This is a genomic window from Nocardia sp. NPDC058705 (genome assembly GCF_042749305.1).
Taxonomy (GTDB): Bacteria; Actinomycetota; Actinomycetes; order Mycobacteriales; family Mycobacteriaceae; genus Nocardia.
Genome location: NZ_JBHYRN010000001.1, coordinates 286,702 through 312,600, shown reverse-complemented (window position 1 = coordinate 312,600; position 25,899 = coordinate 286,702). Strand labels below are relative to the sequence as shown.

Annotated in this window: 21 protein-coding genes; 17 read left to right on the top strand and 4 right to left on the bottom strand. The window is 68.0% G+C overall.

Annotated elements, in window-relative coordinates; all coding sequences use genetic code 11:
• Positions 1-146 precede the first annotated feature (146 nt).
• Genes ACFW6D_RS01465 through ACFW6D_RS01455 form a run of 3 tightly spaced genes read left to right on the top strand, consistent with a single transcriptional unit; the run spans position 147 to position 2,121 of the window.
• Complete coding sequence (locus ACFW6D_RS01465; RefSeq protein WP_379323622.1) at positions 147-1,067, top strand: D-alanyl-D-alanine carboxypeptidase family protein; 921 nt, start codon at positions 147-149, stop codon at positions 1,065-1,067.
• Between the two features lie 40 nt (positions 1,068-1,107).
• Complete coding sequence (locus ACFW6D_RS01460) at positions 1,108-1,755, top strand: hypothetical protein (protein ID WP_379323620.1); 648 nt, start codon at positions 1,108-1,110, stop codon at positions 1,753-1,755.
• 3 nt (positions 1,756-1,758) lie between these two features.
• On the top strand, positions 1,759-2,121 hold the full coding sequence (locus ACFW6D_RS01455; protein ID WP_379323618.1) for a hypothetical protein: 363 nt from the start codon (positions 1,759-1,761) through the stop codon (positions 2,119-2,121).
• Positions 2,122-2,128: 7 nt separating this feature from the next.
• Here the strand turns inward: ACFW6D_RS01455 and ACFW6D_RS01450 are convergent, their stop codons facing one another.
• Positions 2,129-3,139, bottom strand: a complete 1,011-nt coding sequence (locus ACFW6D_RS01450) for a glutathione S-transferase family protein (RefSeq protein ID WP_379323616.1) — start codon at positions 3,137-3,139, stop codon at positions 2,129-2,131.
• 181 nt (positions 3,140-3,320) lie between these two features.
• Between ACFW6D_RS01450 and ACFW6D_RS01445 the strand changes: the two genes are divergently transcribed.
• Entirely contained in the window at positions 3,321-3,494 is a 174-nt protein-coding gene (locus ACFW6D_RS01445; protein ID WP_379234506.1) for a CsbD family protein, read from the top strand.
• Between the two features lie 180 nt (positions 3,495-3,674).
• Entirely contained in the window at positions 3,675-5,264 is a 1,590-nt protein-coding gene (locus ACFW6D_RS01440) for an MFS transporter (RefSeq protein WP_379324213.1), read from the top strand.
• Here ACFW6D_RS01440 and ACFW6D_RS01435 read toward each other — a convergent pair.
• Positions 5,216-6,502, bottom strand: coding sequence for a QsdR family transcriptional regulator (locus ACFW6D_RS01435; protein WP_379323614.1), 1,287 nt, complete (start codon positions 6,500-6,502; stop codon positions 5,216-5,218). The two genes, ACFW6D_RS01440 and ACFW6D_RS01435, sit on opposite strands and share 49 nt — an antisense overlap.
• A 17-nt stretch (positions 6,503-6,519) precedes the next feature.
• Entirely contained in the window at positions 6,520-6,678 is a 159-nt protein-coding gene (locus tag ACFW6D_RS01430) for a hypothetical protein (protein WP_379323612.1), read from the bottom strand.
• Positions 6,679-6,834: 156 nt separating this feature from the next.
• Here ACFW6D_RS01430 and ACFW6D_RS01425 point away from each other — a divergent pair, with 156 nt between their 5' ends.
• The 4 genes from ACFW6D_RS01425 (at position 6,835) to ACFW6D_RS01410 (ending at position 10,894) form a co-directional block, all read left to right on the top strand.
• Complete coding sequence (locus ACFW6D_RS01425; protein ID WP_379323610.1) at positions 6,835-8,148, top strand: lipase family protein; 1,314 nt, start codon at positions 6,835-6,837, stop codon at positions 8,146-8,148.
• 54 nt (positions 8,149-8,202) lie between these two features.
• Positions 8,203-8,868 carry a TetR family transcriptional regulator gene (locus tag ACFW6D_RS01420; protein WP_379323608.1) on the top strand — a complete coding sequence of 222 codons (666 nt, stop codon included), beginning with the start codon at positions 8,203-8,205 and terminating at the stop codon, positions 8,866-8,868.
• Between the two features lie 112 nt (positions 8,869-8,980).
• Positions 8,981-10,186 (top strand): glycoside hydrolase family 76 protein, encoded by a 1,206-nt coding sequence (locus ACFW6D_RS01415; RefSeq protein ID WP_379323606.1) that lies wholly within the window; start codon positions 8,981-8,983, stop codon positions 10,184-10,186.
• A gap of 15 nt (positions 10,187-10,201) precedes the next feature.
• Positions 10,202-10,894 carry a PAS and ANTAR domain-containing protein gene (locus ACFW6D_RS01410; RefSeq protein WP_379323604.1) on the top strand — a complete coding sequence of 231 codons (693 nt, stop codon included), beginning with the start codon at positions 10,202-10,204 and terminating at the stop codon, positions 10,892-10,894.
• A gap of 22 nt (positions 10,895-10,916) precedes the next feature.
• Here ACFW6D_RS01410 and ACFW6D_RS01405 read toward each other — a convergent pair whose 3' ends face one another.
• Positions 10,917-11,390, bottom strand: a complete 474-nt coding sequence (locus tag ACFW6D_RS01405) for a hypothetical protein (protein WP_379323602.1) — start codon at positions 11,388-11,390, stop codon at positions 10,917-10,919.
• Positions 11,391-11,664: 274 nt separating this feature from the next.
• On the opposite strand from ACFW6D_RS01405, the gene ACFW6D_RS01400 reads away from it, so the two are divergent.
• The 8 genes from ACFW6D_RS01400 to ACFW6D_RS01365 all read left to right on the top strand — a co-directional run bounded on the left by ACFW6D_RS01400 (position 11,665) and on the right by ACFW6D_RS01365 (position 25,889).
• A complete protein-coding gene (locus ACFW6D_RS01400) occupies positions 11,665-12,906 on the top strand; it encodes an oxygenase MpaB family protein (protein WP_379323600.1) in 1,242 nt (413 codons plus the stop codon).
• A gap of 15 nt (positions 12,907-12,921) precedes the next feature.
• Entirely contained in the window at positions 12,922-13,203 is a 282-nt protein-coding gene (locus tag ACFW6D_RS01395) for a hypothetical protein (protein ID WP_379323598.1), read from the top strand.
• Positions 13,204-13,336: 133 nt separating this feature from the next.
• Entirely contained in the window at positions 13,337-14,122 is a 786-nt protein-coding gene (legP, locus tag ACFW6D_RS01390) for a Dot/Icm T4SS effector Zinc-dependent metalloprotease LegP (protein WP_379323596.1), read from the top strand.
• 107 nt (positions 14,123-14,229) lie between these two features.
• Positions 14,230-16,197 carry a trypsin-like serine peptidase gene (locus ACFW6D_RS01385; RefSeq protein ID WP_379323594.1) on the top strand — a complete coding sequence of 656 codons (1,968 nt, stop codon included), beginning with the start codon at positions 14,230-14,232 and terminating at the stop codon, positions 16,195-16,197.
• A gap of 48 nt (positions 16,198-16,245) precedes the next feature.
• Entirely contained in the window at positions 16,246-17,487 is a 1,242-nt protein-coding gene (locus ACFW6D_RS01380; RefSeq protein WP_379323592.1) for a peptidoglycan DD-metalloendopeptidase family protein, read from the top strand.
• A gap of 112 nt (positions 17,488-17,599) precedes the next feature.
• Entirely contained in the window at positions 17,600-20,356 is a 2,757-nt protein-coding gene (locus ACFW6D_RS01375) for a hypothetical protein (protein WP_379323591.1), read from the top strand.
• Entirely contained in the window at positions 20,356-22,443 is a 2,088-nt protein-coding gene (locus ACFW6D_RS01370) for a WD40 repeat domain-containing protein (protein ID WP_379323589.1), read from the top strand. The genes ACFW6D_RS01375 and ACFW6D_RS01370 overlap by 1 nt, the downstream gene beginning before the upstream one ends.
• Complete coding sequence (locus ACFW6D_RS01365; protein ID WP_379323587.1) at positions 22,440-25,889, top strand: hypothetical protein; 3,450 nt, start codon at positions 22,440-22,442, stop codon at positions 25,887-25,889. The genes ACFW6D_RS01370 and ACFW6D_RS01365 overlap by 4 nt, the downstream gene beginning before the upstream one ends.
• Positions 25,890-25,899 lie beyond the last annotated feature (10 nt).

The window sequence follows — 25,899 nt, the reverse complement described above, 5'->3', positions numbered from 1 at the left end:
GCACGCCGGTCGAACCGAAAGCCGAAGGCACGGGCTCACGCCCGGTGCCGATGCCGAACCTTGCGCGAGCCCCGGAATTCGTCGAAGACTCGATTGGAGGCGGCTAAATCCCGCAGGTCGGGGCATTTGTGCGCCAGAATGTCGCCATGCGGACATTCGCCAAGATGGTGCACGCCGTCACCGCCGGAGTTCTGATCGTCGCTGCAGGTCACGGTGTCGCCGGTGGTGCGCCGTCGGGGAGTGCTGATGGTCTGCTGCCATGGCCGGCGGGCGGGCCGGAAGGCGTGCAGGCGTCGGGCGCGGCGCTGGCCGAGGGGCTCACTGGGACGGTGGTGTGGTCGCGCGAGGCGAACACCCCGGTCCCGATCGCCAGCATCGCGAAGGTGATGACGGCGGTGGTCGTGATCGTCTCCGGCGACCTCGAACGACCGGTGACCGTGCCGCAGGAAGCGGGCGCCTACTGCGCCAGGGAGAACGGCAGCACCGCCGGGTTGGTGGCGGGCGAGGTGCTCACCGCGCGCCAGCTCCTGTACGCGCTGCTGCTGCCCTCGGGCTGCGATGCCGCCTACGCCGTCGCCGAGTCGTTCGGACCGGGCCAGGGTGGGTTCCTCGCCAGAATGAACGACACAGCACGCGTAATGGGTCTGGCGGGAACACATTTCAGCGATCCGGCAGGCATGCCGTACCCCACCGACAACTCCACCTATTCCACCCCGGCCGACCTCGTGGCACTGGGCGTGCGGGCGATGAACCTGCCGCTGTTCCGCGAGATCGTCGGCTCACGCCACTTCCACGTCCCCGCCGGACCCGCCAACCGCGAGCACCACTGGGAAACGACGAACCGCATGCTCGACGAGTACCCGGGCACCATCGGCATCAAGACCGGCAGCACGAACGCCGCGGGTCACTGCCTGCTGTTCGAGACGGTCCGCGGGGGCATTCCGATGATCGGTGTGGTGCTGCACAGCTCCGATCACAGCAGCGCTGTGGCCCGCGACGATGCCGCTCGCATGCTGAACTGGGCCTACGACCCCATCCTGCGCGTCCTGCAACCGCTCGGCGGCTGACAAACCCGCACGATCCGGGGGCAGCGCTTAGCATTCGGGTGTGCGCCGAGGGTTGCTGGTCTTGATCTGCCTGGTCGTGCTGGGCAGCACCGGTTGCGTGGGCGCGGTGGACCGGGCCGATTTCGAGGACCGGATCCGCACCCGCGGTGGCGGTTTGGTGAGCGCGCTCCCGCAGGAAGCCATCGCCGCGCTCGCCCAGCGAACCGGCGCCACCGACCTCGAAGTCAACGTCATCGTCCTCACCCCGCCGAATTCGACCCAGTTCCGGCTGACGTTGAACAACCAACCCGCCCAGATCACCAGGTTCCTCGCCGACGACGAAGTGCTGGCCGCCCGATCGCCCACGGTCCGCCTGCGTGTTCGTCCGCCGGATCGCTCTCGGCAGCTCGACGATTACTCGTTCACTCTCGGCGCGCTGAGTGCCCCGCGCCCGGTCCGGGTGTCCGCGTTCGACGACCTCGACGGCGAGGATTTCACCGTCAGCGAGGTGCCGGGACTGTCGAGGATCGAGGAGATCGTCGACACGGCCCTCCTGCGGAGCGAACTGCACGACGGTCAGGTAACCGTCCTCGTGGTGAGCCGGTTCGGTCGCGAGATCCGCATCGTCGCCAATGTCTTGTCGCCCCGCTCGGAGATGGTCGCCGAATTCGACCGCGCAGGCGCGTTCCTGCGCATCGAGCAGGTGTAGCGCATGCGACGTGTTCTGACATCAGCGGTGTCGATCGTCGTCACCGCGGCGTTTCTCACGATTATCGTCGCCGTCGCGATCTGGCCGGGCGAAGCGAAACTCACCGCACCGCTGTTCTGCGCGCCCCCGGCGACTGAACCCGTGGTCGTCTCGGACACGTTCCACGACTCCGAGGGCACCTCGACCAACTACACCCTCTACTGCGTCAGCGATCGCGGCGTTCTCACCGACGAGGGCTTCGCACTGCCCATGCTGGCGCTCCTCGTCGCGCACGCACTGATCTTGACCGTCGTATTCCTGCTCGCCTCGCTGATCGGTCGTGTCGGACACCGACCCGACGAGGTCGAGCGTTTGCGCGACAGCTGACGGCTTCTCAGCCGATCGCGGGAACTTGCTCGGCGGGCATCGGAGGAGGCGGCGGGGTGCCGTCGCCGAAGGGCCGCCCACCCAGTTCCTCGCGGTGGTGCGGGGTCAGCCAATTCGACAGCTCCGGTCCCGCGGGAATGATCCCGGTGGGGTTGATGTCGCGGTGCACGGCGTAGTAGTGCTCTTTGATCTGCCCGAAGTCGACCGTGTCGCCGAAGCCGGGTGTTTGGAACAGGTCGCGGGCATAGGCCCACAGCACCGGCATTTCCGTGAGTTTGGTGCGGTTGCATTTGAAGTGGCCGTGATAGACCGGGTCGAAACGGACCAGCGTGGTGAACAGTCGCACGTCCGCTTCGGTGATGGTGTCGCCGACCAGATAGCGCTGGGTGCTCAGCCGCTCGGCGACCCGGTCCAGCGCGGCGAAGAGCCGGACGTAGGCAGCGTCGTAGGCGTCCTGATCGCCGGCGAAACCGCACCGGTAGACGCCATTGTTGATGTCGCGGAACACTTCCCGGTTGATCTCGTCGATCTGCGCGCGCAGCGGTTCGGGATACAGCTGCGGTGCGCCCGGCCGGTGATAGTCGGTCCACTCGGTGGAGAAGTCGAGGGTCATCTGCGCGTAGTCGTTGGTGACGACCTGCCCGGTCGCGATCTCGACCATCGCGGGCACGGTGATGCCGCGCGGATAATCCGGGAACCGGGCCAGGTAGGCGTCGCGCAGGTGGTGGATGCCGAGAACCGGATCGACCTCGCCCGGATCCAGATCGAAGGTCCAGCTGAGCTTGTCATGGGTGGGCCCGCACAATCCCAGCGACAGCACCGGTTCCAGCCCGAGCAGCCTGCGCACGATCAACGTCCGATTCGCCCACGGGCATGCCCTTGCCGCGACGAGCCGATACCGCCCGGGTTCGACGGGATAACCGTCGCGCCCGTCCGCGGTGATCCGCGTGGTGATGTAGTTGGTGTCGCGCCGGAATTCGCCCGGCTCGACATAGCTGCCCGCATCAGCATCGTTCACCGTCACAGTCTCGCATAGTCCCTGGTCGACGAGCTGCCTCCGCGACCGCAAGTCGAAACCTGAACCACCGCGGCGGGATTCGCTGATTGCCTCACCGAATCCCGGGTAGGCGGTCTATGGGTCCCACGGACGGCCCACGACCACCACGGTGGTCGAGCGATCTGTCTGGAAGGAACAAACTATGAGTCTCGCGGACAAGGCCAAGCACAAGGCCGAAGAGCTCGTCGGCAAGGCCAAGGAAGCGACCGGCAAGACCACCGACGACCGCTACCTCGAGCACGAGGGCCGCACCGATCAAACGAAGGCGAACCTGAAGGGTGCGGGCGAAAAGGTCAAGGACGCCTTCCGCGACTGACCCGCTGTACCCCCGGCCTCGGTGGTGGACTGTGAAGTTCCACTACCGAGGCCTTCGGTATTCCAGGTGGTGACGCCAACTTTTCGGGCCACGTTTACCCAAACCCTCCAGCGCGCATCGGGCGCGGACTTCGGTTCGCACCGTGGGGAATTCACCCAGTACCCTGTGGCCGTGAGACCGATGGGTAAAGCGGGGGGCGGGGTGGCGCGGCCGCGCGTTGCTCTGACCGCAGTTGCTGTAGTTGTGTTCGTGACCTTCCTCGACACCACGGTGGTGAGTGTGGCGTTGGGGGACATCCGGCGCGATCTCAGTGCCGATGTGACGATGCTGCAGTGGGTGGTCAATGCCTACACCGTGGTGTTCGCCGGGTTGATGTTGGCGGGTGGGTCGCTGGGGGACCGGTTCGGGCGTAAGCGGGTGATGATCATCGGGCTGGTGATCTTCTGTGCCGGGTCGGTGGTTTCGGCGTTGGCCAGTAGTGTCGCGATGCTCATCGCCGGGCGCGCGATCATGGGTCTCGGAGCGGCGGCCTCGGAACCGGGGACGTTGTCGGTGTTGCGTCACGTGTTCCCCGATGATCGGGCTCGCGCGAAGGCGATCGGTGTGTGGGCGGCGGTGTCGGGGCTGGCGTTGGCGGCGGGGCCGGTGCTGGGTGGGGTGCTGGTTCACGCGTACGGGTGGCGTTCGATCTTCTGGTTCAACCTGGTGATCGCGGCGGTGGCACTGGTTGCCGCGATGTGGTCGGTTCCGGAGAGTGCCGATCCACGGCCCGAGCCCATCGACTGGGCTGGCGCTGTGCTGGGCGCACTGGCCTTCGGGTCGGTGATCTATGCCGCGATCGCCGGGCAGGATCGCGGCTACACCGCGCCGTCGGTACTCGCACTGTTCGCGGTCGGTGGTCTCGCGTTCGTCGCGTTCATCTTCGTCGAAACACGTGCGCGCGCGCCGATGCTCGACTTCCGCTACCTGCGTCTGCCCGGCGTGCGCAGTGCGCTGGTGGTCGCGTTCGCCGTGTACTTCGGCATCTTCTCGATCTTCTTCTTCACCGCGCTGTATCTGCAAGTGATGCAGTCGTATTCGGCTGCGCGCACGGCGGGTGTCTTCGCGCCGATGGCGGTCACGATCGTGATCGGGTCGCTGGTCGCGGGCTATTGGGTGGCCAAACGCGGCGCGCGCATGCCGATGATCTTCGGTTGTGTGGTCGGTGCGGGCGGCATTCTGCTGACCCGGTACATGCTGGCGGGCGAACTCCACGATCCGTCGCTGGCGGCCGCGATGGGCCTGGCCGGCTTCGGATTCGGGATCGCGGTGGTGCCGCTGACGTCGGCGGTGATGTCGGGCGTGCCGTCGGAGCACTCGGGAATGGCTGCGGCAGTGACCAATACGATGCGCCAGGTCGGCTCGGCCTTCGGTGTCGCGGTGCTCGGCGCGCTGGTGAGCGGGTTCCTGTCGGCGGACCTGAAGGCCCGCATGACCGAACTCGGCCTGCCGACCTCCCTGCAACCCGACGCCATTCAGGCCGTGGAACTCGGAAAGATCCCCGAAGGCGTCGACATCGGCCCGTACCTGAAATACCTGTCGAAGGTGACCGAGGTGCTCAACACGGGCAAGGCGGCGTTCCATCACGGACTCGACGTGGCACTGCTGGTCTCGGCGATCATGATCCTCGCCGCGGCGGCCTTCACCGCGCTCGATCGTGGACGGCGCGACGAGCGATCGGATCAGGCCGGTCCGCCGACGGGTCCGGCCACACCGAGCAAGGTCGTCTGAACCTGCAACAGGTGGTCGATGTCGCCGTCGGCCTCGGTGACGGCATTGCTGTAGAGGAAGCTCTCGCCGAGGCGGACCAGGGCGAAGGCCAGGGTGGTGCGGTCGATCGGCGGGCGGTAGCCGTCTTGCTCCTTGGCACGCTGGATGAGACGTTCGACCAGCGCGACCGAGCCGCGGTGCACGGGTCCGTCGGCCTGGGTCACCAGCCGCAGCGCCGCTGGTGATTCGTTCTGGAGGTAGGTCCGCAGCGCCGGGTCGGCCGCCAACCGGCGCAGCACCTGGTCGAACACCTCGGAGATGCGGTGGGCGCCGCGGCTCGTGCAGCGGCTGTCGACGGTGGTGAAGACATGTTCGAACTGGCGGGCGATGACCACTCCGAGCAGGTCTTCCCTGGTGCCGAACCGGCGGTAGATCGTGGTGCGACTGATCCCGAGTTCGGTCGCCACCGCGTGCAATTCGATGCGCTCGCCACGCAGGAACATGCGGATCGCCGTGTCCAGCACGTCATTTCGAGGGGGCGCGTGCTGCAGCGGTGTCAGCTCGCCGGTCGGCGGCGCACCAGGTTCAGCGGCCGGTCCGGCATCGGCGTCGACCGCGCGCACAGCGGCGGGATCGAGATGGCGCATCGCCGCGACGATGATCGAGACCGTCAGATCCGCGGCCGCGGTGAAATCGAGGTCCTGTGCCAGCGCCTGCTGCACCCCACGCACGCCGATATCGGTGATCGCCGCCGCGCAGAAATCGGCGCTGGCGCCCCACGCGAGGTCGGCGCCACCGTATTCGTGCCGGATCAGCTCGGCGACGGTGTCGGCCACCGATCCGATCGCGGCGGCCCGCACCTCGTGGGAACGCCCCGCCGTCGGTGCGCCGAACAGGACGTGGAAGCCCTCGGCGTGGGTGGCGGCGAAATCGAACAGCGCGCGCGTCGTCGTTGCCACGTGCCGGTCGAGATCGAATCCCCGTGCACGCCGGTAGCTTTCGCGCATCCACTCCAACAGGCGCGCGGCCTCCCGGCGCACACAGGCGTCGAAGAGTTGTTCCTTGGTGCCGAAATGCGCGTACAGCGTCGGTTTGGAGGTTTCGGCCGCGGCGGCCAGTTGATCCATGGTGACGTTGTCGAAACCGTGCGCGGCGAAGACCGAGAGCACGCCGTCGAGCAGCGTGTCGTCGGACGGCCGCACCGCGGTGGAGCGGCGGCGCGGCCGGACGTCGGCCGGTTCCGAATCGGACCTGGTCATGATGGAGCAGACTACCGTCAGCCGTTGCGGGGTCGGCCGGCCTTCGGCACCTTCTCCGACATCGACCGGGGTCCGAAGATCGGCTCGGTCGGCAGCGCGACACCGTTCACCCGGATCGAGGTTCGCGACGAGGCAGGCGATGCGTGCCCGCCCTCGACCGTCGGCGAGATCTTCATCCGCGGTGCGACCGCCGCGCACTCGTCGAAATCGGCACGCAGTAACCGTGTTACTCTCTGTCGGCGCTGGTGTGACGGGCATCATGATCTGCTTCTCCGGCGACCTGAGTCACCGTGGCGACGATGCCGGTGGTGGTGTCGACTGAGAGGTTCTCGATGAAGCGACAGAATCGGCGATGGGTGCGGGCCGGGCACGTCGGCGCGGCATTGATCCTGGCTACCGCCACGGTGGTGGCCGGGGTGGCGACGCGTGAGGCGGCGGCCGAGCCGATGAGCTCGTTCTACACACCGCCGGATCGGATTCCGCAAGAACCGGGCGCGATCATCAAGACCGCGCCGATGTCGTTGTTCGTGACCCCGCCCACCGAGCAGGGGTGGCCGGGCCGCGCGCAGCACGTGATGTACACCTCGCGGTTACAGGACGGGTCGGCGGTCGCGGTGAGCGGGACCTACCTCGAACCGACCGGACCGTGGCGGGGTGCGGGATCTCGTCCGACCGTGGTCATCGGCCCCGGCACGTCCGGTCAGGCCGACCGCTGTGCGATGTCGGTGGCCTTCTCGACCGGTGTGTCGGTGTCCGCCGAACCCCTTGGTCTGTCGGCGAACCAGGAACTGCCGTCGTCGACGGTGTGGAGCGGGCTGGGCGCGCGGGTGCTGGTGACCGATTACGTCGGCCTCGGCATCCCCGGCATCCACACCTACGCCAACCGGTTCGAAAGCGGACACGCCATCCTCGACGGTGTCCGCGCGGCCAACAACTTGGCCGGCGTCGGACCGGAGACACCGGTCGTGCTCTGGGGCTACTCCCAGGGCGGTGGCGCCACCGCGGCCGCCGCGGAGATGCAGCCGACCTACGCGCCGGAACTGAATCTCAAAGGCACCTGGGCCGGGGGACCGGTCGCCGACCTGGCCGCGATCCTGGAGAAGATCGACGGCGCGCTGATCGGTGGCGCCATCGGCTACGCCGTCAACGGCATGCTGGCGCGCTACCCCGAATTGCAGCGCGCGGTCGACCAGGTCACCAGTCCGGCCGGTCGCGCCATGCTCGAGACGCTGAGCGATTCCTGCATCGCCGACGTGATCACCCACCACCCGTACCTGAAGACCACGTCGCTCACCAAGGACGGTCGATCGCTGTCGGCCCATCTCGCCGAATTGCCCGAAGCCGCACCGGTACTGGAACAACTGCGCATCGGCAATTCCACCCCGGCCACACCGGTGCTGATCACGAGCGGTCGCAACGACGACACCGTCCCGTACGGCCAGGCCCGCCGCCTCGCCGAAGACTGGTGCGGCAAGGGCGCGACGGTCACCTTCCGCACCAATGACCTGCCGCCGATCCTGCCCGGCACCACCATCCCGAACCATTTCGGTCCCGAACTCATCGACGGATTCGGCCCCGACAACGCGTTCACCTATCTCCTCGATCGTCTTGCCGACAAACCGGTTTCCGGCTGCAGCCTGGACTGACCAGCGTCGAATCGGCTCGGTGGCAGGACAAGTCGAATGGATTACTGTGGCGTGGTGGCCAAAAAGGGCGAAGGTGATCCCGCGCGCAAGATCACCGAGACCACCCTGTCGCTGCTCGAATCGGAGGGTTACGACGCGGTTCAGCTGCGCCGGGTGGCCCGCGTCGCGCACGTCTCGCTGACCACGGTCTACAAGCTGTATCCCACCCGAGACGAGCTCGTCCTCGCCGCTGTCGCCCAGTGGATGGCCACCAACACCTACACCGAACTCGACCCACCGCGCGTCGGCGAATCACTCGCCGACGTGCTGAACCGGGTGACCCGCTACGTGTTCGAACCGTGGGAGCGCCACCCCCGGATGCTGGCCGCCTACTCGCACGCCCGTTCCGGACCGGGCGGGCAACGGCTCGACGCGCAGGGTTTCGCCGCGGTGCTGCCCGCCGTCAGCACGATGTTCGCCCGGCTGGATTCGGAGTACGCCGCCGATCTCGCGCTTGTGCTCACCAATCTGGTCTACGCGCTGCTGGCCCGCTTCGCCCACGGCGATCTCGCGATCACCGAGATCCTGCCCGCCCTCGAACGCACCATCGCGCGATTGACCCAAAACAACGAGCCCTTCGCCGCGGCCGCCGAACGGAGCGCCGATCCGGATGCGGCGTTCGAATGGGTGGCTGGATTCGGCTCGCCGTATTCCCCGGGGACCGTGACCGGCGAGTCGTAGCGGGCCGAACGTTTTCACGGCGAACCGGAGCAGTTCAAGCTCTGGTAATCCCGGCGTGGGATCCTGGGGATTCGGTGCCATGGGCGTTGTCCAGTAGGAGGAGTCCGAGCGGATGGATCGCCGGGACCAGGAGTTCAGTCGGCGCGGTCTGCTGTGTGCGGCGGGGGCGGCGATCGCGCTGACCGTGGTGGCGCAGCCGACACAGGCGGGGACGATCACCGCCAAGCGGTCCGCTGTACTCGGTGCGGGGGAGCGGGCCGATCTGGCGGAACGGGCGATCGTGGAGCGACATGTGCGATCGCTGTGGGGGCTGTCGCATCGTCAGTTGGGCACGCTCGTGTGGCCGGCGGATGTGGTGGAGCGTGCGGTGCTCGGTCGGTGGTGTTACTGGTGGCAGGCGCATCTGCTCGACTGTGCGGTTGACGCGGCGCACCGGGCGCGCACTCCCGAACGCATCGCCCGGGTCGTCGCCCTTGCGTGCGGAATCCGCACCCGCAATGTCACCGGGTGGACCAATCGGTACTACGACGACATGGGCTGGCTGGCACTGGCGCTCGACCGTGCCGAGCGGCTACTCGACATCCCGTTCGACGACGCGCTGGGGGATCTGCGGGCAGGTTTGCTCGAAGGCTGGAACCCGGAGGTCGGTGCGGTGCCGTGGCGGTCCGGCGACGACTTCTACAACACTCCCGCGATCGGTCCGACCGGTATCGCGCTGGCCCGGCTCGGTGAGGTGCCCCGTGCCGAGCAACTGGCCGACTTCCTGCACACCCGATTGCGCGACGCCGAGACCGGCCTGATCCTGGACGGTGTCCACGAACCCGGCGGACGAGTGGACGCAACCGTGCACACCTACTGCCAGGGCGTGACCATCGGTCTGGAAACCGAATTGGCTGTGCGCACAGGCGAATCCGTCCACCACCGCCGCGCGACAGCTCTCGTCGCCGCGGTCGGGAACGGGCTCACCGAGTCGGGGGTGATCGCCGCGGCCGCCGCGAACGACTCCGGACTTTTCATGGGAATCCTCGCCCGCTATCTCGCCGAAACCGCACTGGCACTGGACAATACGACCGCGGCGAACATCGTGCACGCCTCCGCCGAAGCCGCCTGGACCAACCGCGCCGAGGTCGACGGCCTACCGCTGTTCGGCGCCGACTGGGCCCGCCCGGTGGTGGTGCCGGAACAGCCGGGCACCTTCCTGCAGCTGGCCGACGCTGCCGCGGCCTCGTCGGCCAACCTGAGCCGCGACCTCTCGGTGCAGCTGAGCGGCTGGATGCTCATGGAAGCCGACTATCGCCTCACTGTTGCCGGTCGCTGACCTGCGGGGTGGATAATGTTCGTCGTGAAGTCGAATGAACAGTCCGTGCCCGAGGCGGTAGCCGTGATCAACACGGTGATCGGCGCCGAAGCGTGCATGGGCGTCGGAACGTTTCGCTACTGGTTTGCCGACGGCCGGTGGGAATGGTCCGACGAGCTCGCCGCGATCTACGGCTACCAGCCCGGTGAAGTCGAGCCGACCACCGAGCTGCTGCTCTCCCATCAGCACCCCGACGATCAGGAAGAACTGGGGTCGGCCGTCACCGCCGCCGTGAACGCGGGCGATCCGGTCTGCGGTCGGCATCGGATCGTGGACACCGAGGGCCGGATCCACGAGGTCTTCGTCGTCGGCGACCACATGACCGACGAGGACGGCACGGTGATCGGCACGACGGGCCACTACATCGACGTCACCGAGCGGCTCGAGGAAGAACGCCGCGACACCCTCGACGAGACCGTGCCCGAACTCGTCGAGGCACGAGCCGAGATCGAACAGGCCAAGGGCGCGCTGATCCTCATGTACGGCATCAGTGCCGATCAGGCGTTCAAGGTGCTGCGCTGGCGTTCGCAGGAAACCAACATGAAGTTGCGCGATATCGCCGCCCAGATCGTCGCCGACGTCAGGTCGATCAACCCGCACCTCCCCGGTTGCCGGACCCGCTTCGACCATCTCCTGCTGACAGTGCACCAGCGCCGAAGCGAGAGCTGAACCCGGCGAACGAGTCTGCTGCTCAAGGCATTTCGACGGTTTCCGCCCTCTCGATCTCGTTGATCGCGCGCTGAACCGGTTGCTGGGGCGGCGTCCGGGTCAGGTCGGCGAGGTAGTCGATGAGCAGGACCGCCGCCGGGTGGGGATCGGTCTGAACGCGGTCCGGATCCTCGGACTCATCGACCCCGAGTGCCCCGGCGAGCGCGCTGAACACCGCGGCAGCATCGAGTCGAGGCAGCCATGCCGCCGATCGCCGCACGACCGTTTCGAGTACCGCGCGCACGTCGTCACCGGTGAGACCGTCGGGGTGCGCGGTTTCCAGGAGTTCCCGAACGATCGCGGACAGGACCGCGGTGACCTGGTCGGCGGGGAGCTGGGCCAGGTCCGCGGTGGCCTCGCCGAACGCTGATTCGTCAGCGGCCCGCGCGGCAGTGACCGCGGCCTCGACGGCGGTCGCGATCGCACGGGCGGACGAGGGCCAATCAGACGGCCACATGGGTAGGTCTCCTCGCGGGTCGGTGCACATCACTGCCCGGACGCGGGCTGCTGCCAGCGTAGTCAGTGCTGAGCCATGCCTCGCACAGGTGTCATAAGTTACTGAGCATTTCTGTAGAAATTAACTTGTAAACGGCGGTTGATCGATTGAGCAAAGCGGATACAGCTCACCGAAATGGCTGTTAAGTTACTGACCATTCTGGACCGTGAGCTGCTGGTGCGCCACCCGCATCGCACGCGGTCGAGGTCAGTTGTGCTCGACGAGGAGTGACGTCATGGATGGACTCAACAGGCGGAATGCGTTGAAAGCCGGTGGGATAGTGGGGGCGCTGGGCGCGTTGGCGATGGTGACGCCCGCGCGGGCGCAGCCGTGGACGTGGTCACCGGAAGGGTCGGTAGCCGGGAGCGGGTCCGGTGCCGACCCGATGACCGTGTGGGATCCCGAGGCCGACGGTCTCGTCGCCGGACTGATCGACCGCGGGGACGTGCCGAGAGTCAACGAGCTGTTGCGCACCTGGACCAGGAACGGTCAACCGCTGCCGGGCGGTTTGCCTTCGGACCTCCGGGATTTCATGGAGTACGCCCGGCAACTCCCGCACTGGACCGACCCGGTCGCCCTGAGCACCGCGATCGAGTTCAACAAGAAGCGCGGACTGTATCTCGGTGTTCTCTACGGGTTCGCCAGCGGGATGATGAGCACTGTCATTCCGAAGGAGGCGCGGGCGGTCTACTACTCCAAGGGCGGTCACGACCTGAAGGACCGTATCTCCAAGACCGCCAAGCTCGGCTACGACATCGGCAGCGCGAATGCCTACGCCGCCGACGGGGAAATGATCGTCACCTGCGTCAAGACCCGCCTCGTTCACGCGGCGGTGCGTCACCTGCTGCCCCAGTCGCCGCACTGGGTGCACTCGGCCACCGAGGACGTCCCGATCAGCCAGAACGACATCATGGTCACCTGGCACAGCCTGCCCACCACCGTGATGAAACACCTGACCGCCTGGAACGTGCCGATTCCGGTGCACGAATCCGAAGCGTTCCTGCACTCCTGGCAGGTGGCCGCACACCTGCTCGGCGTGCGCGACGAATACATCCCCAACACCTGGCCGGACGCGAATTCCCAAGCGGCGCAGGTCCTCGACCCCATCATCGCGGCGACACCGGAGGGCGCGAAACTCGCCGACCGGCTCCTCGGCTTGGGCGCCAACATCGACTTCGCCCTCCTCAGCAAGCCGATCCTCGGCGCGTTCACCCGCTTCCTGCTCGGCGACACCATCGCCGACGGACTGGCGATCCCGCGCGAACCCGTCTGGGACCCACTGCTGCGCGTCAGCTGGGGTCCCTTCATCGCCGTGCGCGAGGGCCTGCTCACCGCCGCGCCCCCGCTGTCGGATCCCTACTGGCTGCTCGACGAATTCCTCCGCAAGGCGGCGCTGGTCTACCTGGCCGAACTGCGCCTGCCGATCAGCATCGAAATTCCGACGATGAACCGCGACATGACCCAGCCACCTCGCTGAAAACAGGAGCTCGATATGCGCACCACCCTCGCGGGCACTTTCCTGGCCGCAACCCTCGTACTGGCCCCGACCGCGACCGCCGACCCCACACCGGTCGACGGCACCGGCTCGTCAGCGCTCGACTACGGATCGGCGGCCGTCGACTCGGCCGGAGAATTCCTCCGACACGGCGATCTCATCGGCATCCTCGTGCTGTTGGGCGTCACCCCCATCCAAATGCTGACCAGCGGCATCTGCGACCTCGCCACGATGTCGGCACTGGCGAGTCCGTGCACCCCACAGCCCCGATACCGGTAGCAGCCCTCGGCTACCCGGTGAGGTGATCGGGTAGCCCGCTACTCGCGCGTGGTGGGTCGACATCGGCCCACCCTTGCTGGGAGAGGCGACGGAATGCGCCGTCGCCGAACCTGACACAGGAAGCGCGAGTCCCATGATCATCGACGACACAGTTCCGTCGGCCGGCGACACGATCGACACCGGCGAATTCCATTCCGGCCCGGAGGCGGGCTCAGCACTGATCGGCAGCGTCGCACACGGTGTGCGCGAGCTGCGCTACGCGGCGGTCGACGATCTGGCGATCTTCGAAGGCGACATCGTGCTCGGCACCGTCGAGGAGCTTGACGCCCGCAGGCGCCAGGAAGGTGTGGTGATCTCCGGTGCGGTGTTCCGCTGGCCGAATGCCGTTGTCCCCTTCGAGGTCGACCCGGCGCTGCCTGCCCCGCAGCGGGTTTTCGACGCGGTCGCGCACTGGAATTCGCGCACCAGGATCCGGTTCGTCCCGCGCACCGGCGCCCACGGCGACTTCGTGCGGTTCGTGCCGAGCACGTCGAGTCGTTCGCCGGTAGGGCGGCGGGGTGGCCGGCAGACGATCGAACTCGCCGCCACCGCGCCCGTCGGCACTGTTGTCCACGAGATGGGGCACGCGCTCGGACTCTGGCACGAACAGAGCAGGGAGGACCGGAGCAATTTCGTCGCGGTGCGGCTGGACCGTGTCGATCCGGCCCACCGCCACAACTTCGACCAGCACATCACCGACGGGGACGATGTCGGCGGCTACGACTTCGGCTCGATCATGCACTACCCGGCGACGGCGTTCAGCACCACCGGTGAGCCGACGATCCTCGCGCGCGTGCCCGTGCCGCCCGGCGTGACGATGGGCCAGCGTTCCGCGCTCTCGGCAGGCGATGTCAACGCCGCCCACACGATCTACCCGTGACAACACGCGGGCGTGCGGTGAAGTCGAGTGGTCCACTACTCGTGATCGCCGACCACCCTCGCGCCCACGCTGAATACCCAGCACACATTCTCCGGGCGAGGTGACCCATGGATACCGAGAGCGAAACACGCACTGCCGCATGGCACGAACAGATCGACGCCGCATCCCAGCGGTTCGACGACACCGCGGCACAACGCGACGAGGTGACCCGCCGCCGCGCGGTGAGCGAGTCCGATGTCGTCGACACCGAGGAACAGATTCTCGCCCGCGCCGACCGGCTGCTGGTCACCGGCGAGGTCCCCGCCCAGGCGGTGATCGAGCTGGGCAGGCACGACCCGATGGACAGTATCGGCTCGCTCGAGCGGGTGATCGGCTTCGCCAACGAACTGCAGGCCGCGAACTTCCTCACCCGCGGTGCCCGCGCCGCCGCGGCGGTAGCGCGAATCTCGTTGGCCGACAACGGCCGTGAGGTCCCGATGGGTACCGGTTCGATGGTGTCACCGCAACTGCTGCTCACCAACAATCATGTGCTGCCGACACCGGAGGCGGCCGAATCGGTTGTGCTCGAGTTCCGCGCCGAGGTCGACATCGACAATGTCCCCACCGCCACGGTGCGCTACCGCCTCGCGCCTGCCGACTTCTTCGTGACCGACAAGCACCTCGACTACACCGTGGTGCGGGTGGCGCCGGGCCCCGACGGGGTGGCGCCCGGCACGACGTTCGGCTGGAACCCGTTGATCGCCAAGCCGGGCAAGATCGTGATCGGCGAGGCGATGAACGTGGTCGGGCACCCCTCGGGGCGGCTCAAGGAAATCTCGATCCGGCACAACCGCCTGGACCTGCAACTGGACGACTTCCTGCACTACGCCTCCGACACCGAGCCGGGAAACTCGGGCTCGCCGGTCTTCAACGACCAGTGGGAGATCGTGGCGCTGCATCACGCCGGTGTCCCGAAGAAAGACGACAAAGGCCGAGTCCTGCGCAAGGACGGCAAACTGTGGCAGTCCGGCGACGGCGACGACGCCATCGACTGGATCGCCAACGAGGGTGCGCGGGTGAGCGTGCTGCTGCACGACCTGGGATCGCGACAGTTCGATGCGGCGCAGCGCGCCCTGCTCGATGAACTCGGGCTCGCGGCACTCCCGCCGCGCGCGGCATCGACGGAAACTGCTGTGCCGCGAGATGTTCCGGCCGTCGAGAGTCTGGTGCGCGGTTTGCGCGGCAGATCGTCGGCGTTCGGTGGTCACCGCAGCGTGCTGTTCCTGCACGGACGTGGACAACAGGGCCGCGACCCGGTCGAATTGCGCCGCAACTGGACAGCCGGTTTGAACAAGGGACTCACCCTGGCCGGTCTGAGCCCGATCGACCCCGCCGACGTGTATTTCCCCTTCTACGGTGACCAGCTCATCGAGAGCATGGACACCCGCGAGGCCGTCGACACCGGCCCGGAACTGTACGAGACCCTGGTCGCCGAGGCGGCCCACCGGGCAGGTATGCCCGACGCCGACGAACTGCCCGCCGAGCGCGAGCTCTTCGGTGGATTCGGGGCCGTGGTGCTCGGGCGACTGCACGACCAGCTCAGCTGGATCGCCGCCCGCAGCGGCCTCGATTCCGCGCTCATCGGCGCCATCTTCAAAGACGTCGCCGCCTATCTCGACGACGAACGTGTCCGCAAGAGCGTGCTGGACACGGTGCTCACCGACACGCCCACCGAGGGTGAACTGATCCTGGTCAGTCACAGCCTCGGCACCGTGGTCGCGCTGGATCTGCTCACCCAACTGCCCCGCGAACTGAACGTGCGCCTCCTGGTCACCGCCGGTAGCCCGCTCGGCCTGGACGGGGTGTACCGCAAGCTGCTCAGCGGCGGCGCGACCAGGCCGGAACGGGTCGGCGAATGGCTCAACACCTGGTACGCCGGCGACCCGATCGCCATCGGCTGCCCCCTGCGTCAGGCCTGGGGCCCGGATCTGCGCGAACTCCCGGTAGAGAACCCCAAGGAGCGGGCGCACGACATCGCCGAATACCTCGCCCACGCCGCGGTGGCGGCGACCATCGGGCACACGCTGTCCGCCTGAGCGGCATCACGATTCACACAGCAATCACTCGACACAGGTAGGTGGAAGATGACACTCGAACTCGGCGATCACGTCTGGTACTGGAACGGCAGAATGTCCCTCGATAAGAACATTCCGCGGGCCACCTGGTTTCCCGGCACCAATCCGAACGATCCCACCGATTACGGCGGCCACGGCAAGGAGATCTTCAACTATGTGATCCATTCCGACGAAATAGCCCGTGGCAGACCGCATATGCGCAATCACGAGGGCAGTTTCGCGTGGCTGAACAACAACCCGGGCAATATCACCGGAGTGGCCGGCGGCCCGGACTTCGGGCAGTACCCGGGCAAATTCAATTGGCACAACTTCCTGATCTTCCCGACCTGGAGTGACGGATACTTCGCGATCGCGCAATTGTTGCGGTCGGCCTCCTATCGCGACCTGTCCATTCTGAACGCGTTCGCCCGCTACGCACCCGCCTCCGACGGCAATGATCCGGCCACCTACGCCAATTCCGTGGCCGCCGCGCTCGGCATCGGCGTGGACACCCGCATCGGCGACCTCGACGACGAGCAGATGCGGGTGATGCAGGACAAGATCCAGGAGATCGAAGGCGCGGTCCCCGGCGCCAGCCTCGCCTGGGATTCCGAAGAGGTGCCGCCTGAGATCGCTGCCGAACTGCCGGCTTTCCGCCGCGTCGGCCGTCCCCGGGCGCTGGCCCGTGCGCGGGGCGCGTTCACGATCGACTTCTCGGCGCCGGTCGATCCCGCCGGATTCACCAACGGTCTCGGCGGCCCGCATCAGGGTGGCCACCAGGGGCCGAATTGGTACATCGAGTACGGCATGGATCTCGGTGGCCTTGCGGGTACCCCGGTGTTCGCGGCCTTCGACGGCCACATCACCCGGTTTCAACCGCACAACCCGGGAGCCGACAGCGGAAAGGTCTACGGCGCACAGATTTTCGTACGCGCGCACAACGACATGATGGGTGCCTTCTACACGCACCTCGCTGACGTGCCTGCCGGAATCGGACCGGGCTCGACGATCTCGCGTGGCGATTTCCTCGGCACCGTGTTCGGTTTCGGCGGAATTCCCCCGCATCTGCATCTGGCGCTGGTCGAGATCATCGGCGGCGCGCCGGGCGGGCAGTACACCGGTGTGGATCTGTATCAGACCTTCCTCGGACTGGAGGTGTCGGAGCCGGGCGCGGTGGTCTCGGTGACCTTCCGCCAGGACGGTGGTGCACCCGAGGACGGGTTGCGCGCCGCGCCGCGAGGGCTGAGCAATGCCGCCGCGGTAGTCGACTGAGCCAACGCGTCGGCACGAGAAGAGGCATGGGCTGATGGGCGAGGCGAAAGGCATGGGCTGATGGACGAGGCGAAAGGCATGGGCTGATGGACGAGGCGAAAGGCATGGGCTGATGGACGGCGAGGCGTTGCTGGTCCGGTCGGCGGACCACCTGGTGATCGGAGTCCGCTGGTCGGACTGCACCACCGACGGGACCGGTGTGCTCGTCGCGGGGGAGCAGGCCCGGCTGTGGCTGCTGTTTCCGCCGCAGCACGTGGGTGAGGAATGCTCACCACCGCAGTCGGATGCCCCGCTCTCGTTGGCGGCGGGCAGCACGGGAGCGGAGGTGCCAGGGTGGCGCGGAGTGCTCGCCGGTCCGAGCCGGATCGTCGCGGCGATACCACCAGGTCGGCGAATTCCGTTGACCGCCAACGGAATTCTCGACGCCATGGGTTCGGTTCCGCTCGCGGTGGCGTCGGCGCAGGAGACCGCCGTGGAAATCCCGTGGCGCACGATGCTGGTGCCGGGTGCCAGGACTGACGGCGGCACGGTCGTGTGCAGACATGGCTCGCACACCCCGGCCGCCGGTGTGCACGGGCTGTGGCGAACCAGGCTCGTCGACGCCGAAGTGCCTGCCGTGGCGGCACTGTCGGACGCGCACCTCACCGTTCGGGTCATCGAGCACGACATCGCGAACACCGCCGATCCCGACTTCGGACCGAACAACACCATCGGACTGCCGCGAGCACTCCGTACCCGGCTGGTGGCGGAGACCGCCGTACGACCGGCCACCGCAGCTCGACTCGAACTCAGCTCCCTCGGTGGCACCCTGCACGCCAAGGGGGCCTGGACAGCTTTCGAATGGGAACAACGCACCGTGCTCGGCCGCGACATGCTGGTCCGGGCGCGGCTCGAAGGCGTGCTGTACCCGCTGGGACACCGGGCCGAATACCTCGAGGTCGTCACGCGGGAATTCGATGCCACAGCAGGCGGAGCGGCGGTGTTGCGCCGGGTCGGCGTGCTCACCGTGGTCGAGCCGGTACGTCGCCCACCCGACGACCCCGGGTTACGCCGCCGATTCCCGCTCGGCGACATCGAGATCGAGCAGACGACGTTCACCGACCTCGCCTCACCGAACGCCGCGGTCCCCGGCGCGGGCTGGCAGCGGACCGCACTGCCCGGGATCGGCGAACAGTCCACGCACTTCCGGCCGACCACCGCGGCGGGTGCGCCGGTACTGTTCCCGATCCGGTGCACGACCAGCACCGGTGTCGTCACCTTCGCGATGCCGCTGTTCTTCGTCGCCGAGATCGCCGTCGGCGCAACCACCTCACTCACCGATCCCGGCCTGGCACAGCGCCTTTCCAGCGATTACGGCGCGGAGGCGGTGGCCTTCGCCCCTACCCCGATCGACATCACGGGCACAGGTGGACGTGCCCGCGGCGATATCCACGAAGTGCACGGTCTGACGATCGCCGGCATCGCGAACCAGTCACTCGCCGACGGTTACCGGGCGGGCCTCGCCCAGCTCGAGATCGCGTTGCCCGCGCTGCGGGTATTGCGCGGCGACGACCAGGTCACCTCGGTGCGACTGGCGGACAACTACTTACGCGACGGCGCCGCCGATGTGCTCATGGAGATGGTGGCGAATCAGACCCGCGAAATCGACTTCGCCCGCGACGCCGGGCGATCGGGTGGCCTGCTCGCCCCGAAGTACATCGCCAACGCGATCTCACGCAGCCTCGGGCCGGTCAATCTGGGTGCCCTGCCGCATCCGGCGACCGGGTTGATCGACCCCGCCGCACTGTTTCCCTCGGATCAGGCTGCCCTGCTCGGCTTTCCGTTGAAAACACTGGTGACCCAACTGCGTCTGCCGCCGGAGATCACCGCGGTGCCAAGGCTCGGCGCGGCACCGGAAGTGCGCATGCAGTGGCGCGATGTCACCCTGCGATCGACGGCCGCGTTCGTGGCCCGCCCCGGCACCCGGCTCGATCTCACGGTCGTCGCCTCACCGGAGACGAACGAGACCACCTGCTCGGTCAAGGATTTCAGTCTCGAGCTACCGCCGGGGCCGCGCCGAGTGCTTCGCCTGAATTTCGCGGCACTGACCTTTACCCAGCGGGTAGGATCCGCACCCGATGTGTCCGTTGACGGCATCGGTGTCGAATTCGTCGGCGAGCTGACCCTCCTGAAAGAACTCCAGGACCTGGTGCAGCTCGGCGACACCGGCAAGCTGCTCGACATCACCCCCCGCGGCATCGCGGTGCGCTACGCACTGCCCCTGCCGCCTGTCACCGCGGGCGCCTTCGTCATGCGCAATATCGCGCTCACCGCGGCCGTCGACATCCCCTTCAACGGCGACCCGGTCGGCTTCACCTTCGGGTTCGCCAGCCGGGTCAGCCCGTTCCAGCTCAGCGTGATGATGTTCGGCGGGGGCGGCTACCTCGAGATCCAGCTCGACCGCGACGGATTACGGCGACTCGAGGCGGCCCTGGAATTCGGTGCGTTCGTCGCGGTCGATTTCGTCGTCGCCTCGGGCGAAGTGCACGCGCTCGGCGGGGTCCGGTTCACCCTCGAACGCGACGGCGCGGTGACTCTGTGCGGCTATCTGCGCATCGGCGGCTGCGTCGAGGTACTCGGGCTCATCAGCGTGTCGATCGAGCTGTGCCTGTCACTGACCTACCGCTCCGAACGCAACGCGCTCGTCGGCCGGGCGACCCTGGTCATCGAGATCGACCTGACCCTGTGGTCGGACAGCGTCGAACTCGACAGCGGGGAATGGGTGCTGGCGGGCGGTGCGGCGCGCAGGCCGGCGCTGCGGGATCGGGATACGGCAATGGCGCAGTGGCTCGAATATCGGGCCGCGTTCGCGGGAGTAGGGCGAGAGTGATGGACGAATCCGAGTTCTTCCGAGTGGTGCTCGATGCCGAGCTGACGCACGGGGTCGGCCGGGTGGCCACGACCCACGACGGACGGTGGATCTGCGCGGGCGCGCTGACGATAGGTCCCTTCGGCGTCGGCGGCGGCGGTACGGTGCTCGGCCTGAGCATGATCGACACCCAGACCGGCCTGCCTGCCTGGACGGTGCCGGGCCTGACCTGCTTCGACATCGTCTTCGCCCCCGACGGCGCCTCGGTCGCGGTGTCTGTCCAGGACCAGGACTCCCGGCTGCGTATCTGCTTGCTGCGGACCGCGACCGGCGAGCAGATCTGGACGGTCGACAGCTTCGGCTACCTGACGTTCGGTCCGGACGGAACACAACTGGGTGTCGTCGGTGTCCGTGATCAGGCCCTCGGTGAACCATCGCACGTCTTCGTGCTCGACGCGGCCACCGGCGCACTCCGATACGAGCTGGGAAATACGGTGGCGCGTCCCCGGTTCCACCGCGAATCCCCGTTGATGTGCACCGGCAGTCCATCGTTGGTCGACGCGCCTACGGGCGCAGCGAGGTGGGAGCTGGACGACCACGAGAACGTCCCGTCGGCCGCGGTGTTCAGTGCGGCCGGCGATGCGGTGGTCGTCGCCAGCGCCGGGTGGGCACAGATCGTGACCTACGAGCTCCGCGCCGATGCCGACGGTGCGCCCATCCGGCGCGGGGTGATCGACGTGCCCGAATTGGCGAGCACCAAACTCTGGATGGACCCGCTCGCGTTCGGCCCCGATCTCAGCACGCTGATGCAGATCGGGACCGAGCAGGTGGCCCTGCTGTCGGTGGTCGACGGCAGTGTTCGGAGACTGCTGCCGCTACCGTTGACCGGAAAGCCCTTCGCCGGTGAATTCCTTTCCGAGGGTGCGCAACTGGCCGTGAACGTCACGCTGACCGGATGTGTGGGCATCAGTGTCGTCGAGACCACGGGTGAGGCGTTGGTGTGGTCCGATCCCGGACGAGACGTTTCCCACCTGGCGGTGACCGACGACGGCTCGCGGATCGTCACGGGCGGTGAGTCCAGCGTTCGCGTCTACGAACTCGGCACACCCGCGCGCTCGCGCCGCGACTGCCAGGCCCGCATCGCCGCGGTCGCCGCGAGCGACGGTCCCGCCGGAATCGTCGCGGCCGCCGCCGAATCCCGCCTGGTCGTCTTCCGGGCGGGCGGCGGTGAGCTCATGCTCGAGCGCGTTCACCCCGGCCCGATCGGCGCGGTCGCGGTCAGCCCCGACGGGCACAGCGTCGTCACCGGCAGCAGCGACGGCAGGGTCCGGCACTTCGACACACTGACCGGCGCGCGCTGGACGGCCCGCCACACCGGCCCGGTCAACGCGGTCGCGTTCAGCGACAACGGAACCCGCGTGGCGACCGCGAGCGCCGACAGAACCGCACGACTGTTCGACCGAGTGCCGAGCGGCGACCTCGAGGACGTGGGCGCGCTCTGGTCGCACCCGCATCCACTGGCGGTCACCCATCTCGCGATCGGTCCCGGCGGCGCCTGGGTCGCGACCGCGGCACTGGATCGCAAGGTGCGCATCCTGTCCGCGACGACCGGTACCGAACTGCACCCGCCGTTCGAGCACGATGCGAAGATCCGCGCGCTGCGTGCCGGTGCCGGAATCGTGGTCACGGCGAGCGAGGACGGCAGCACCGTCGCGATCGATGTGGCGACCGGCCAGCGGCGATGGCGCATCGAGCACCCGGGTTCGGTGACAGTTCTCGCTCTCTCGGCCGACGCCACCCTGCTCGCCACGGCGGGTACCGCGAACACCGTCGATATCTGGCGCATCGACGGCGATCAGCAGGTGCTGGTGCACCGGATCCCGACCAGGGCCGCCGTCAACGACTTGGTGTTCGCGGCGAGTGGCGGGCTGGTGGTGTCGGCCGACGACTCGGTGGTGGCGGTCATCGATCCCGTCACCGGACGCGAGATCGATCGGTTCCTGCATCCGATGCCGATGAGCCACTTGGCATCCGGACGTGATCGTCAGATCGTTGTCGGCGCCTGCACCGACAATGTCGCGCGCGTGTACGAAATGGGTCAGCGATGAGCGAAATCCTGTGGGTCGCCGTGCCCGACGGCCGCGACGGCGCGGAGCTGTCGCTGCGGGTGCTGGTGGTGCCGAGGCTCGCGGAAGGCATGCTGAGTGACTTCGGGCTGACGGACTGGCCGTCGATCCTCACCGACCAGGTCGGTTTCGAACTGCGCGTACGCACCGCGGCGGGGGAGCGGGTGATCGGCCGGTCGCCGCGTCTGATCGCCAGGGCGAAGTCGGAACTGTGGACCGAATTCTTCGGCGGGGACGCCGGTTTCGTGCGGCAGTGGGAAGATCGCACCGTCCAACCACCCCGCGTCTCCGATACCTCGACCACGGCACACAAGGTCGCCGCCACCCTGCGCACCGTCACCCGAGCCGGAGCCGAACGCACCCCGGAAGAGACCGAGGCCGCGGTCCGCGACCAGATCTCCAGCTGGAACGGCGCCCCGACACCCCCGATCCCGGACGAGATCGCACCGCCACCACCGGTCGTCACCGACTTCCACCGCACCGTCTCGAACCTGCGCGAACATCCGGCGGTGCTGCTCGAACTCGGTCTGATCTTCGAACTACGGTGCGAGGCAGTCGATCTGGATCCGGGCACCGCGCAACTGAGTGTGCGCTGTATCGATCCGCCGTTCCTGCGTAACCTCGTCACCTCCCCGTGGACGCGCTACGAACTCACCGCGACCAGCTTCCGTCCCGCCCCGACAGCCGAGGGCTCCTCCGGCATCCGCGCGGGCCTGCTCGATCTCTCCGATTCCGCCTCCCTTACCGACCCGACCGCCCCCGCCGCTCAACGTCGTTGGGCGATAGCTACTTTCGACATCGACGGCAGTGCGGACGGATTCCGGCAGGCGGCACACGACTTCGCGCTGAACCCACCCGAGAACGCCACCCTGCCGCCGGTCCGCTCCACCGGCATCTCGCTGATCCGGCCCGGCCGTGCCCGTGAGTTCGCCGCGCGCAGCGGTGCCGGCCGTCGCGCCAGGGCGATCGGCGATGCCGTGTTCTCGGCCGAGGACCTCGTGCTCGGCTACCGCGTGGACATCCGCCGCGAGGGCACCCCGTGGCTGTCGGTGTGTGAACGCGACGCCGACTATCGCGTCAACGGAGTCGACATCGTGTCGGGGCGCGAAGAAGGGCACGTCAAGCCGTTTGCGGCGGTCCGCGGCGCCGACGGGCAGTTGCGCGCCGACGAGGTCGTGGTCCGTTGGGACGGCTGGAGCCTGGCGCTGCCGTCACCGAACCTGCGCGGTGACACCGCGGGCCCGGCGCGAAATCCGGCCCAGCCCTTGCCGTTCGACTTCCGCTGGACGTTCACGGTTCCCCCACGCAGCATGCCCGCCCTACGCTTCGCCGATCTGTACCAGATGCGGGTGCGGATCGCGGATATGGCAGGCGGCGGGCTCACCGCCGCCGAACTCGCCGACGCGACGGTCGCCAGCGCCGGCGTGAGCTACCTGCGCCACGACCCGGTACCGCCACCCGAACTCCACGGACCGGCCGCGCTCGCACCGGGTGCCGCCGTCGCACGACTGGTGATCCGCAGCGACTTCGACCGCACCGTCGACCAGCTCAGCGCCACCGAACCGGCCTATCCCGCGGTCGACGCGCGCGTCCTGCGGCCCCCGACCGCGCCGTTCTCGGTGATCGAACAGCACCGTGTGCTCGACGAGATGAGCAACGAGGAATCCTTCCGGCTGGCACAGCGCGCGATGGACGCCGACGGCAGCGGCTCCGGCCTGCCCGACCCGGTCGCCAGCGGCGTGCGGGCACACGTGCGCGCGGGCGAGGCCGGGCTGGCCGTGCCGATCGGTGACCACAGCGCATGGGCCCCCGACTGGCCGGACTTCGCGTCCAAAACCATAGAGCTGCGCGAACATTCCGGTGAACCGTCGATCGCAGTGGGCTGGATCGGCGACCGGTTGGTCGTCGCGCTGGCCAAGGGAAAGGAAGCGACGATCGAGCTGAGCTCCACCCTCGACGGGGAACTGTCCAACCACCTGGCCATCAGTGACTTCCTCGCCGGTGGGGCGGGCGAGGCGGCGATCTCCCCGGACAGCACCAAGCTCGGTCGCAATCCGGCGGTCACGCCACCGATTCGGGTCGCGGTGGTGCACGCCGTCAAACGCCCACTGCGCCAACCACTGTGGGCCCTGCCCGCGACCGCCGTCATTCGCGGCAAGCACGATCCCACCGTGCTGCTCACACCGGGCTTCCCGCCCATCGGCCCCGACGCCGGTCTCGACCCCGACAGCACTGGACGCCTCGAAGTGGCCGCCGCGTGGACCGAGATCGGCGACACCGGCCCCGAAGCAGGCGTCGATGCTCGCCCAGCGGGGATCGCGCAATTGCACAGCCAGACGATCGCGCCCGGCGCGGAACCGCAGGTGCGGATTCGGCACGAGTTCGGCGACACTCGGCACCGCACCATCGACTACACGCTCACCGCGGTCAGCCGATTTCGGCAGTACTTCACCGCCGACGAACCCGAAGCTGCGTTCAGCGTCAGCCGCGCGCAGACGCCGGTCATCGTCCCGTCCAGTGCGCGACCGACCGCGCCCGTGGTGCTCGGTGTGGTGCCGGCCTTCGGTGTGCGCAGCGAACGGGTGGGGCCCGATCGACTCGAATTCCGCAGGGACAGTGGGCGATTGCGCGTCGAAGTGGCGCGTCCCTGGTTCGAGACGGGCGAGGGTGAACAGCTGGCTGTCGTTCTCGCACCGACCGAGGATCCGTCGCCCGCCGTGCGCGAGTCGGTGAGCCGGATGGGGCGCGATCCGCTGTTCGGCACACCGGCGACCAGGCCCTTTCCACCAGCCGCGTGGTTCCCCGCGTCGACGGGCCAGGCCGAGGTCTTCGTACCGGAGCTCGGTGAGTCGGTCATGATCGCCCCACATGGGGTCTCGCCCGGCGGTGACCGCTGGTTCGCGGACGTGGAAATCGCACCGCCACAGGATGATCGGTCGTACAACCCCTTCGTGCGTCTGGTCGTCGCCCGCTATCAACGCCACAGCTTGGACGGGATGAGCCTGTCGCCGCTCGTCGTCACCGAGAGCGTCCCACTTCTGCCCGATCGGCACGTTGTCGTCGAGCGAGTGGGAGCCGAGCTGCGGGTCACGGTGACCGGCACGTCACCGAATCCACTCAACCGGCTGACGGTGCTGCTCGAATCCTGCCCGGAGGCGCACGCGCCGGACACGGTCGACATCGTCGTCGCCGATCCCGCCGCGTCTCCGGAGCTCGCGGCTTGGCGGTCGGTGCACGCCGTCGAACGCACAGCCGACGGGCAGATCCCCCCGCTGCCGTTGCCAGTCGAGAGCGGTCACCTGCGACTTCGCCTGCGCGAGGCCGAGAACCTTCCCGGCTCCACCGCCGCCGACCTGCCGGAAGATCTGCGCCTGCGCAATGTCTTCGTCGCCACGATCGTCCTGCCCGCCGAATGGCACCGCCCGTGACGGTGCGGGG